This is a genomic window from Dactylosporangium sp. NPDC051485 (genome assembly GCF_040682015.1).
Classification (GTDB): domain Bacteria; phylum Actinomycetota; class Actinomycetes; order Mycobacteriales; family Micromonosporaceae; genus Dactylosporangium.
Window position 1 is genome coordinate 80,575 of record NZ_JBFAZW010000031.1, and the last position, 10,621, is coordinate 91,195.

The 10,621-nt window shown below is 74.5% G+C and carries 11 protein-coding genes; 9 read left to right on the forward strand and 2 right to left on the reverse strand.

Annotated features, from left to right (window positions below; genetic code table 11):
• Window position 1: 1 nt before the first annotated feature.
• The 6 genes from AB0M46_RS19685 (at window position 2) to AB0M46_RS19710 (ending at window position 5,511) form a co-directional block, all read left to right on the forward strand.
• A complete protein-coding gene (locus AB0M46_RS19685; protein WP_363337842.1) occupies window positions 2–994 on the forward strand; it encodes a beta-propeller fold lactonase family protein in 993 nt (330 codons plus the stop codon).
• Window positions 991–1,953: an NAD(P)-dependent oxidoreductase gene (locus tag AB0M46_RS19690; RefSeq protein ID WP_363337843.1), complete on the forward strand. Its 963-nt coding sequence runs from the start codon at window positions 991–993 to the stop codon at window positions 1,951–1,953. Before AB0M46_RS19685 ends, AB0M46_RS19690 begins: the two co-directional genes overlap by 4 nt.
• Window positions 1,950–2,933, forward strand: coding sequence for an aldo/keto reductase (locus AB0M46_RS19695; protein WP_363337845.1), 984 nt, complete (start codon window positions 1,950–1,952; stop codon window positions 2,931–2,933). The genes AB0M46_RS19690 and AB0M46_RS19695 overlap by 4 nt, the downstream gene beginning before the upstream one ends.
• Window positions 2,930–3,949, forward strand: coding sequence for a Gfo/Idh/MocA family oxidoreductase (locus AB0M46_RS19700; protein WP_363337847.1), 1,020 nt, complete (start codon window positions 2,930–2,932; stop codon window positions 3,947–3,949). Before AB0M46_RS19695 ends, AB0M46_RS19700 begins: the two co-directional genes overlap by 4 nt.
• Complete coding sequence (locus AB0M46_RS19705; RefSeq protein WP_363337849.1) at window positions 3,946–4,728, forward strand: hypothetical protein; 783 nt, start codon at window positions 3,946–3,948, stop codon at window positions 4,726–4,728. The genes AB0M46_RS19700 and AB0M46_RS19705 overlap by 4 nt, the downstream gene beginning before the upstream one ends.
• A gap of 120 nt (window positions 4,729–4,848) precedes the next feature.
• Entirely contained in the window at window positions 4,849–5,511 is a 663-nt protein-coding gene (locus tag AB0M46_RS19710) for a GntR family transcriptional regulator (protein WP_363337850.1), read from the forward strand.
• Between the two features lie 11 nt (window positions 5,512–5,522).
• Here the strand turns inward: AB0M46_RS19710 and AB0M46_RS19715 are convergent, their stop codons facing one another.
• A complete protein-coding gene (locus AB0M46_RS19715) occupies window positions 5,523–6,698 on the reverse strand; it encodes a CoA transferase (RefSeq protein ID WP_363337852.1) in 1,176 nt (391 codons plus the stop codon).
• A gap of 184 nt (window positions 6,699–6,882) precedes the next feature.
• On the opposite strand from AB0M46_RS19715, the gene AB0M46_RS19720 reads away from it, so the two are divergent.
• The 3 genes from AB0M46_RS19720 to AB0M46_RS19730 all read left to right on the forward strand — a co-directional run bounded on the left by AB0M46_RS19720 (window position 6,883) and on the right by AB0M46_RS19730 (window position 9,897).
• Entirely contained in the window at window positions 6,883–8,325 is a 1,443-nt protein-coding gene (locus AB0M46_RS19720; protein WP_363337854.1) for an aldehyde dehydrogenase family protein, read from the forward strand.
• A 97-nt stretch (window positions 8,326–8,422) separates the two neighbouring features.
• Entirely contained in the window at window positions 8,423–8,914 is a 492-nt protein-coding gene (locus AB0M46_RS19725) for a SigE family RNA polymerase sigma factor (protein WP_363337856.1), read from the forward strand.
• Window positions 8,914–9,897: a hypothetical protein gene (locus tag AB0M46_RS19730; RefSeq protein ID WP_363337858.1), complete on the forward strand. Its 984-nt coding sequence runs from the start codon at window positions 8,914–8,916 to the stop codon at window positions 9,895–9,897. The genes AB0M46_RS19725 and AB0M46_RS19730 overlap by 1 nt, the downstream gene beginning before the upstream one ends.
• Window positions 9,898–9,924: 27 nt before the next feature.
• On the opposite strand, the gene AB0M46_RS19735 is transcribed toward AB0M46_RS19730, so the two are convergent.
• A partial coding sequence (locus AB0M46_RS19735) for a cutinase family protein (RefSeq protein WP_363337860.1) occupies window positions 9,925–10,621 on the reverse strand: 697 nt, incomplete at its 5' end.

Sequence of the window (10,621 nt, forward strand, 5' to 3'; positions counted from 1 at the left end):
GATGCCCGACCCCCTGCTCGCGCTCGCCGGCGTCGCCGCGGACGGCTCGCCGGCGCTGCAGCTGCGCAGCGCGGACGGCGCCGACCTGCTCGCCAGCACGCCGTTGCCGGCCACGCCCGGCTACCTGTCCTGGGCAGCCGACGCGGGCGTGCTCTTCGTCGCGTGCACCGCGGGCGACGAGGGGTTCCTGGACGCGTACCGGCTCGACGGCGCGGGTTTCGTCCCGGTCGACCGGGCGGCGAGCGAGCCGGCTGCCGTCCACGTCGCCGCGACCGCGGACGCCACGCGGGTGGTGACCGCGCATTACCGCAGTGGCGCCACCTGCTGCTGGACGTTCACCGGCGACCGGCTGGGCCTGGACGCGACGATCGCCGGCAGCGGCAGGAGCGTGACCAGCCGCCAGCAGAGTAGCCACGCGCACAGCGCGCTCCCCCTCGCCGACGGGGTGCTCGTCGCCGACTTCGGCGCGGATGCCGTGCGCCGCTACCGGTTCGGCCCGGCCGGCCCGCACCTGGCGGCGAGCTGGGCGGCGCCGCCCGGCAGCGGCCCGCGCCACCTCGCCCGCACCGGCGACACGGGTGTGCTCGTCGTCTGCGAGCTGGCCAGCACCGTGCACCGCCTCGACGCCGGCTCGCTCACCGAGCTCGCCGCGCCGGTCAGCACCCTGCCGGCCGACTACCGTGGCGCGAACCAGACTTCGGACATCATCGTGCACGCCGGGACGATCCTGGTCGGCAACCGCGGGCACAACTCGGTGGCTGCGCTGCCGCCGGCCGGCGGCCGGCCGCACTGGACACCCACCAGCGGCTGGCCGCGTGACCTGTCAGCCTCGCCCGGCGGGCTGCTCGCGGTGGCCAACGAGGACACCGGGTGGCTCGAGACCTTCCGCCTCGCCCCCGACCACACCCTCGCGCCGCTGCGGCGGACGGCCGCACTCGCGCAGGCGATCACCGTCGGCTACCTGACCCCGCCCGCTCGATCGGAGCAGCCATGAAGTTCGTCTGTGTCGACGGAGTCCCCCGGTACCGCGACCTCGCCACCACCTTCGCCGCCGAGATCCTGCGGCCGCACGGCCATGATCTGGTCTGGTACGAGGAGGCCGCGCCGGACGCCGACCGGTTCGCCGAGCTGGCCGACGGCGCCGACGGGCTGCTGCTGTACGGCCTGCGCGGCCGGTTCCCCGCCGAGGTGCTCGACCGCTGCCCGACGATCAAGATCGTCGGCTACCTCGGCACCGGCGTCGCCCGCGCCGTCGACGTGCCAGCCGTCCGCTCCCGCGGGGTGGCCGTGTGCAACGTGCCCGACTACGCCAGCGACAGCGTCGCGGAGCTGACCATCGCGCTGCTGCTCGCGGTCGCCCGCCGGCTTGCCGAGGGCGATCGCACCGTCCGGGCCGGCGAATGGGCGCGCCGGCCGGGGCGGCAGCTGATCGGCACGCAGCTCGGCGTCGTCGGCGCCGGACCGATCGCCGCGAAGGTGATCAGCCGCGCCCGCGGCCTGGGCATGCGGCCGGTGTGCTGGACCCGCCGCCCGACGCCGCAGCGCGCGGCGGCGCTCGGTGTCGAGTTCGTCGACCTGCCCGCATTGTTCGCGGAGTCAGACGTCGTCAGCCTGCACCTGAGCCACACCCCCGCCACCGACGGGCTGATCTCCGCGCAGCTGCTCGGCCTGCTGAAGCCGGACGCGATCTTCGTCAACACGGCCCGGGCCGAGCTCGTCGACACGGCCGCGCTGTACGACCTGCTGCGCCGCGAGGCGATCTTCGGGGCCGGCCTGGACGTGTTCGCCCCCGAGCCGCCGGACCTCTCCGCCCTTCCGCTCGCCGCCAACCTGGTGCTCGCCCCGCACGCCGGGTCGGTGACCGCCGAGACGTTCGGCGCGGCCCTGCGCATCGGCATCGAGAACCTGCGCGCGTTCGCCGCCGGTGCGCTCGCCAACGAGGTGACCGAGTGACCGCGCTGCGCCGGGCGCCGATCGGCCGGACCGGCGTGCGGGTCACCGACCTCGGGCTCGGCGCGGCGCCACTGGGCAACCGGTACACCCGGATGTCCGACGAGGCCGCCACCGCCCTCGTCGACGAGGCCTGGCAGCAGGGCATCCGGTTCTTCGACACCGCGCCGCAGTACGGCCTCGGCCTGTCCGAACGGCGGCTCCGCGGCGCCCTCGCCCGGCGCAACCGGGCCGACTACGTGATCGCGACCAAGGTCGGCCGGCTGCTCGTGCCCAACCGCAACCCCACCGGCTCCGCGCTCACGTCGACGGTCTTCGACGTGCCCGACGACGTCGAGCAGCAACCCGACTACAGCCGCGACGGCGTGCGCCGCAGCGTCGCCGCCAGCCTGGAGCGCCTCGGCACCGACCGTCTCGACATCGCCCTGGTGCACGACCCGGATCGGCACCTCGAGCAGTGTGCCGCCGAAGCGCTCCCGGCGCTGGCCGAACTGCGCGAGGAGGGCCTGGTCGGGGCGATCGGCGTCGCCATGAACCAGTGGCAGGCGCCGCTCGACCTGGTGCGCACGACGCAGCTCGACTGCGTGCTCGTGGCCGGCCGGTGGACGTTGCTGGACCGCTCGGCGCTGCCGCTGCTGGACGAGTGCGCCGAGCGCGGCGTCTCGGTGCTCGCCGCCGCACCGTTCAACTCCGGCCTGCTGAGCACCGACCGGCCGCAGCCGGGTGCCCGCTTCAACTACCGGGCGAGCGAGCCCGCGCTGATCGAGCTGACCGCGTCGCTCGCCGCCGCCTGCACCCGTTCCGGCACCACGCTGCCGTCGGCGGCGCTGCGCTTCCCGCTCAGCCACCCCGCCGTCGCGTCGGTCGTCGTCGGCCAGAACAGCGCCGCGCAGGTGACCGCCAACGTCCGTGCGTTCGCCGCAACGCTGCCCGAGACGCTGACGGCCGAGCTGTCCCGGCTGATCGGGGACGGTCCGGTATGAGCGACGAGCCGGTGGGGGTCGCGGTGATCGGCGCGGGCGCGGTGGCCCAGGCGGTGCACCTGCGCGCCCTCGCCACGCTGGGCGACCGGTTCCGCGTCGTGGTCGTCATGGATCCCGACGCCGCCCTGGCCGTCGAGGTGGCCCGCCGGTTCGGCGCCGCCGCATCGACCGGCCTCGACGACGCGCTGACCCGCCCCGGCGTCGCGGCCGCGGTGATCTGCAGCCCGCACCGCGTCCACGCGGAGCAGATCGCGGCCGCCGCGCGCCACGGGGTCGCCGTGCTGTGCGAGAAGCCGCTGGCGACCTCAACGGCCGACGTACAGCAGATCCGCGACACGTTCGCGGCCCATCCCGTGCCGCTGGTCGTGGGCGCGATGCACGCCTTCGATCCCGCGTACGTCGCCGCCCGGCAGCGGTGGGCCGAGCTCGGCGAGTCGTGCACGGTGCTGCGCTCCGTCGTGCTGGTGCCGCCGAACGACGAGTTCGTGCTGGCCGCCGCCGAGCTCGCCGCGGGCACCGCCCAGACGCCGGCGCCGAGCGCCGGAACACCGTTGTCGCGGGCGATTCTCGGCCTGGCGACGCACGTCCTGCCGCTGGCCCGGTCGCTGCTGCCGGACGTCGACCGGCTCGTCGCGGCGCGTTTCGTGCCACCGTTCGGCTACCAGCTGGTGCTCACCGGACCGGCCGGCCGGATGGAGCTGCTGGCCCTCGCCGCCGGGCGCTGGCAGCCCTCGTGGACCCTCACGGCCTGGGGCCGCGAGCACCGGCTCGACCTGAGCTTCCCGCCCTCCTACGTGCAGGCCGGCTCGTCGCGCGCGACCATCCGCCGCGCGAACCACCCGGACCCGGCACAGGCCTGGCGGTCGCCGGTCAACGGCTACCTGAGCGAATGGCTGCATCTCGCCGACCTGGTCGGCGGCGCGAGCACGCCGCGCTACCCGGTCGCGACCGCGCTCGACGACATCGACTTCGCCATCGGGCTCATCGACCAGGCCGATCGGCTGGCGGCGGCATGACCGGCCGGCACACCGTCAGCACCCGCTGGTGCGCACCGGCCACGGCGCGCCGCCACGAGCTCGCGGCGCTGACGCTCGGCGGGCGACTGCGGCTGGTGGCGGACGAGCGGGCCGACATCGCGGTCGTGACCGCGAGCCCACTGCTGCTCGACCAGGTCCGGTCGGCGTGCGCGGCCGGGGCCCGGACGGTCGTGCTCGACACGCCCGGCGCCGCACGCGCCGCCGACGTCGACGAGCTGGCCGACCGGGCCCGCGCCCTCGGGCTGCACGTGGCGGTGGCCTGGAGGTTCGTCGACAGCCCGCTGCTGGCGGACCTCGCCGCCGCGGACTCCCCGGCCCTGCTGGACAGCTGCCAGCTGATCGACCCGTCATCCGACGTGCGCGCGGCGCTGGTCGAGCACCTGGTGATCCTGCGCCGGCTGACCGCCGGCGACCTGCGCCTGACCGCGTTCGACGAGCACGGTTACCACCTGACCGGCGTCGCGGACACGCCGGCGATCAACGTGTCGGGCGTGGTGTCCCCGCTCGGGCCGGCCGAGCTCGCCGTGACCGTCGTCGACCCCGAGACCCGGTGGACGGTCCGGCTGCGCGCCGACCCGGCCGACGTCCCCGGCCGTCGCGCCCGCTTCGACGCGACCGGCGAGCAGGCCGTCCGGCCGGCCTACGAATCGCTGCTACGACGGCAGTGGCAGGCGCTGCTCGACGCACCGGCGGGCGACAGCGGCCTCGCCGAACTCGCCACCGCGATCCGCACCGCCGGCGGGCTTGTCGCGCCCTGACCGCGCCGCCCGCACTCCGTACCGTCCTGCACGGTCTTAGAAGATCGCAGATGTCCGCTCGGCGCGGTCGGGTATCGTGCAGCACGGGCCCGCATCCGGCTCGCTGCGAGGGAGGTCAGCATGGCAGACGCCGCCAGAGGTGTGGTGACGGCGCAGGACGCGGCCCTGGCGCGGCTTCGCGACCGGCTGGCCCGCGGGGTGCTGCGGCCGGGCGACCAGATCCGCCAGGAGGTGCTGGCCGCCGAGCTCGGGCTGAGCGTGGTACCGGTGCGCGAGGCGTTGAAGACGCTGGAGGTCGAGGGGCAGGTCAGCTACTACCGGCACCGCGGCTACTTCGTCGCGCAGCTCGACCTGGACGAGCTGACCGAGACGTACCGCATCCGGACGCTCCTGGAGGGCGAGGCGGTGGCGCGGGCGGTCACCCGCATCGGGCGCGACGACCTGGACCGGCTGCGCGAGGCGATCCGTGACATCGCCACGTTCACCCGCAGCCAGGACATCGCGGCGGTCACGGCCGCGAACCGGCGCTTCCACTTCACGCTCTTCGAGGCCGCCGAGATGCCGCGGATGACCAACTTCATCCGCATGCTGTGGGACTCGACCGACGCCTACCGGTCGCTGTACTTCGCCGATGCCGCGCACCTGCGGCTGATCAACACCGAGCACCGGCGGATCCTGCGCGCGGTGCGCGAGGGCGACGTGGCCGCCGCCGTCGAGCTCTCGGCGGCGCACCGCGACCACGCGCTCGCCGCGCTCGCCCGGCTACTCGCGCAGACGCCCTGACGCGCCGGCCGTCAGCACGATTCCAGCCAGCGCCGGACATCCGCGGAGTCGGCACCCAGCTCCGGCGGGGCCCGGTGGTAGCGCACCGGCGTCGCGGCCAGCCGAAGCGGACTGGCCAGGGTCGCGATGTCGATGCCGCCGCTGCCGGGTAGCGTCGCCACCGGGTCCAGGCCGAGCTGCCCGGCCAGGTCGAACGCGCCGGCCAGGTCGTTCACCGGCCCGCACGGCACGCCCCGCGCCTGCAACAGCGCGGCCCAGCCCTGGGCGGTGTCGCCGACGAATGCCGCCTCCAGTTCGGCGATCAGCTCGGCCCGGTGCACCACCCGCTCCCGGTTGGTGGCGAACCGGGCATCGGTCGCCAGCTCCGCCCGGTCCAGTGCCCCGCACAGCGCGGCGAACTGCCGGTCGTTGCCCACGGCGAGGGCGAGGGGCGCGTCCTTCGTCCGTACCGTCTCGTACGGCGCGATGCTCGGGTGCCGGTTGGCCATCGCCACCGGCACGCCCGCCTTGTTGATGTAGGCGGCGCCCTGGTTGGCGAGCGAGGCGAGCAGGCTGGAGAGCAGGTTGACCTCGACCCGTTGCCCGGCGCCGGTGCGCTCGCGGTGCCGCAGCGCGGCGAGGATCGCGATGGTCGCATGCAGTCCGGTGATCACATCGACGATGGCGACCCCGACCTTGGTCGGCTCACCGCCGGGTGCGCCGGTGATGCTCATCAGCCCGCCCACCGCCTGCGCGACGAAGTCGTAGCCGGCGCGGTCGGCGCCGGCGCCGCTGCCGAAGCCGGTGATCGAGCAGTAGACCAGGCCGGGATGCGCGGCCAGCAGCGTGTCGGCGTCGAGGCCGAAGGCCGCCAGCCGGCCCGGCCGGAAGTTCTCCAGGAACACGTCGGCGCGGGCGACGAGCCGGCGGGCGAGATCGAGGTCGGCCGGGTCGTCGAGGTCGAGTGTGACGCTGCGCTTGTTGCGATTCACCGACGAGTAGTACGTGCTCATCGTGCCGACGTACGGCGGTCCCCACGTCCGGGTGTCGTCGCCGCTGCCGGGCCGCTCGACCTTGACCACGGTGGCACCCAGGTCGGCGAGCATCATCGAGGCCATCGGGCCGGCCAGCACCCGGCTGAAGTCGGCGACGACCACACCGGCGAGCGCTCCGCCGTGTTCGTCCGGAGCCAGATTGCTCGATGTCACAGCGATTCCCTTGTCAGCCGAGGTGCCCCATCCTACGATCTTCTAAAATCTAAAACAGGTTGCTGCCCGACGCAACGGCTGCGCGCCGGGAGCCGGCGCGGACCGGCGAGGCGCACCAGCTCGTGGCCGGCCAGGCCCTCCCCCGGCATCGCCGCCTTCCGCTGACGACAAGGACGAAATCGACATGCCCGAAGACCTGCAGCTGCTCATCGACGGCGAGTGGCGGGACGGCAGCGGCCCGCTGTTGCGGTCGGTGAATCCGGCCCACCCGCACGAGACGGTCGCCGAAGGCGCGACGGCCACCGGCGCCGAGGTCGAGCGCGCGGTCACCGCTGCCGCCGCCGCGGCGGACGGCTGGCGACGCACACCGCATCACGACCGCGGCGCGATCCTCGCCCGGGCCGCCGTGGCGCTCCGGACCGAGGCCGACGCGTTCGGCGTGGAACTGAGCCGCGAGGAGGGCAAGCTCGCGGCCGAGGGCATCGGCGAGGTTCGCCGCGCCGCGCAGATCCTCGACTTCTTCGCCGCCGAGGCCAACCGCGAGGCGGGCGAGCTGTACGCCTCACCGCGGGCCGGCGAGTCGATCGTCGTCAGCCGGCACCCGGTCGGCGTGGTCGGCGTGGTCACGCCGTTCAACTTCCCGATCGCCATCCCCGCCTGGAAGATCGCCCCGGCACTGTCGTACGGCAACACCGTCGTCTGGAAGCCCGCCAGCGTCGTCCCGCTGCTGGCGCAGCGACTGGCCCGGGCGCTGACCGACGCGGGCCTGCCCGACGGGGTGCTCAACCTGGTCGTCGGCGCGGGCTCCCTCGGCCAGGCGATCGTCGAGCACCCGCTGGTCGACGCCGTGACGTTCACCGGGTCCACCACGGTCGGGCGCTCGCTGATCGCCGCCTGCGGGGCCGTGGCGAAGCCGATCCAGGCAGAGCTCGGCGGCAAGAACGCCGCGATCGTACTGGCCGACGCCGACCTCCCGGCTGCGATCGACGACGTCGTCGCCGGAGCGTTCCGGGCCAGCGGTCAGCGCTGCACCGCGACGTCGCGGCTCATCGTGCAGGCCGACGTCGCCGACCAGGTCATGGAAGGCATCCGCGCGCGCATCGAGTCGATGGTGCTTGGCGATCCCACGACCGCGGGCACCGACGTCGGCCCGGTGATCACCGGCGACGCACGCGATTCGATCGCCGCGGCGGTGCGCGCGGCCGGTAGCGGCACCCGGCTGCTCACCGCGGGCGACCTGCTGCCCGACATCGACGCCGGACACTACGTTCGGCCGACGCTGGTCGAGGTCTCCGACACCCGCGACCCGCTGTGGACCGACGAGATCTTCGGGCCGGTGCTCGCGGTGACCCGGGTGCCGGACGCCGACACCGCGCTGCGGCTGGCCAACGACAGCCCGTTCGGGCTGTCCTGCGCGCTGTTCACCAGCGATCTCGCCGTCACGCTGCACGCGATGGCCGAACTGAGGGTCGGCGTGCTGCACATCAACAGCGAGACCGGCGGCGCCGACCCGCACGTGCCCTTCGGTGGCACCAAGGCGAGCGCATTCGGCCCGAAGGAACAGGGCCGAGCCGCACGCGACTTCTTCACCTCCATGCGGACCGTGTACCTGCAGGGACGGCGCTGAGCTGCTGCCCTCCCCAGGGGGTTCACCGGACAGTCTGAACGGCATGCAACGGGGGCGCCCCGCAGCTCCGTTAACGGAGTATGCAACGGGAGGGCGCATGACATTCGAGGAGTTCGTGGCGGCACGGCTGCCGGCGCTGCTGCGCTACGCGACCGTGCTCGCCGCAGACCCCCACGACGCCGATGACGTCGTCCAGGAGGTGCTGCTGCGCGTACAGCAGCGGTGGTCGCGGATCAGCGACCTGGACGCGCCCGAGGCGTACGTGCGCCGCATGATCGCCAACGAGCTGATCTCGGTGCGGCGGCGGTTCGCCGCGCGGCTGCGACGCGAACAGGTGACCGCGCCGCAGCCGGTGCCGGACCGCTCCGACGAGGTCGCCGGTAATGACGCGCTCGTCCGGCTGATCCGTACCCTGCCGCCGCGGCAACGCGTCGTGGTGGCACTGCGCTACGTCGAGGACCTGAGCGACGTCGAGATCGCCACGATGCTCGGCATCAGCCTCGGCACCGTACGCAGCCAGGCGGCCCGGGCCCTGGCGACCCTGCGCCGCGCCTTGACCCCGACGAGCCCACACACCTTGGAGATCTGATGCACGAGACAGAGCAGCTCAAGGCGGCGTTCGCCACGATCGCCGAGGAGGCGCCCGACGTCGGCGGGGTGACGGCGGCGCTCGCCGAGCGGCGGCGGGTCGCCTCGCAGCGGCGGATGGTGCTGCGGCTGGCCGGCGCCGGCGCGGCGGCCGTCGCGATCGGCGGCGGTGTGGCCACGTACGAGCGGCTCGCCGGACGGCGGCCGGTGCTGCCCGAGGCAGAGCAGCCGGGGGACGCCGTCGCCCTGCACACCAGGCCGGCCTGGCTGCCGGACGGCTACACACCGTCCCAACTCGTGGTGGCCGTCGGTGACGCGAACTCCCCGGAAGAACTGCGCCAGCTCTACACCGCACGGGCCTGGTCCGACGGCGACGGCGGGACCGTGACGCTCGCCGAGCTCACCGCCGCGGGCTTCACGCCTCCCGCCAATGCCACGACCGTCGACGTCGGCGGCGTGAGCGCCGTGCTGGTCGCCGGACCCTCCGGCACGGAGCTCACCTGGCGGCCGTCCGGCGGGCCGATGGTGCGGCTTCAGGCGCGCCGGGGCGGCTCCGGTGATCCGGAGGTGGACCGGCCGCTGGCCCTGCGGATCGCCCAGCGGCTCACCCTCAGCCCGGCCCGAGTGGTGGTGCCGCGGCTGGGCTGGCTTCCCCCCGGCGTCGACGGCTCCGCGTGGGGTGACATGTACGTCCCCGACGGTTATTGGTACGCGGGTCCGGCCGACCGCGCGTTCACGACCATGGTGGACCTCGGTCCGACCGGGCTGGACACGCACGCCGACCCGATCGCGCGGACCGTCCAGGTCCGGGGCCGCGACGGGTACGTGACACGATCCGGTGCGCTCGTCATCCACCTCGCCGACGGCCGGTGGCTGCGGGTCTACGAGACGAACAAAGATGCCCCGCCGCTGTCGTTCGACACGGCCCGCGCGCTCGCCGAGGGGCTGCGCCTCGCACCGCCGGTCGATCCGAGCGTGTTCTGATCAGCTCAGACCGCGGCCACGCCGGGGTCAGGCGCCGGTGACCTTGCCGGCCACGAACTGGGCGGCCTGCTGGACCGATCCGTCGCTCATGTACCGCAGGTGGGCCGTCGAGTTGGCGCCGTTGCCGCAGATCGGGTCGCCGAGGCTGCAGAACTCCTTGGTCTTGGGCCCGTAGACCGGGCTGCGCTGGGCGATGGTCTGGCGCATGATGCCGAGCGGGTTGCCGAAGACGACGACGGCCGCCACCCGCCCAGCGAGCCCGGCCGGGATCGCCTCGCCGGCGGATGTCCCGAACGGGATGCCGATCGCGATGTCGGTGACGGTCGCGCCCTGGGAGTATCCCCCGATCACGAACGTGGTGCCCGGGCACGCCGCCGCGACGGTGCGCACGTGCCGGCTCATGTCCGTGGCGCCGGGCCCGGCGCTGGCCTGCGACGCGTCGGCGGCGTAGTTGACGCCGTACGCGTTGACGGTGCGGCCGGGCAGCGCGGAGCGGATCGCGCTGACGAGCGGGGTACCCAGCACGCCGAGGCCGGGAAGGTCACCGGTGCCCCGCGCGAACACGACCTCCACGTCGGCGCAGTTGCCGCCGCGGGCCGGGGCCCCGGTAGCCGGCGTCCCGGTAGCCGGTGCCGTGGCCGGCGCCGATGTCGCGGCGCCGCCGGGCGCCGTGCCGAGGCCGGCCACGCCCGGCTCGGCCGGCCACGCGGTCGGCCACGACGTC

Bases quoted from the DNA above. Each gene is read 5' to 3' on its own strand.
- AB0M46_RS19725 (WP_363337856.1), top strand. From the start codon at position 8,423: ATGACATTCGAGGAGTTCGTGGCGGCACGGCTGCCGGCGCTGCTGCGC.
- AB0M46_RS19730 (WP_363337858.1), top strand. From the start codon at position 8,914: ATGCACGAGACAGAGCAGCTCAAGGCGGCGTTCGCCACGATCGCCGAG.
- AB0M46_RS19685 (WP_363337842.1), top strand. From the start codon at position 2: ATGCCCGACCCCCTGCTCGCGCTCGCCGGCGTCGCCGCGGACGGCTCG.
- AB0M46_RS19705 (WP_363337849.1), top strand. From the start codon at position 3,946: ATGACCGGCCGGCACACCGTCAGCACCCGCTGGTGCGCACCGGCCACG.
- AB0M46_RS19720 (WP_363337854.1), top strand. From the start codon at position 6,883: ATGCCCGAAGACCTGCAGCTGCTCATCGACGGCGAGTGGCGGGACGGC.
- AB0M46_RS19700 (WP_363337847.1), top strand. From the start codon at position 2,930: ATGAGCGACGAGCCGGTGGGGGTCGCGGTGATCGGCGCGGGCGCGGTG.
- AB0M46_RS19710 (WP_363337850.1), top strand. From the start codon at position 4,849: ATGGCAGACGCCGCCAGAGGTGTGGTGACGGCGCAGGACGCGGCCCTG.
- AB0M46_RS19690 (WP_363337843.1), top strand. From the start codon at position 991: ATGAAGTTCGTCTGTGTCGACGGAGTCCCCCGGTACCGCGACCTCGCC.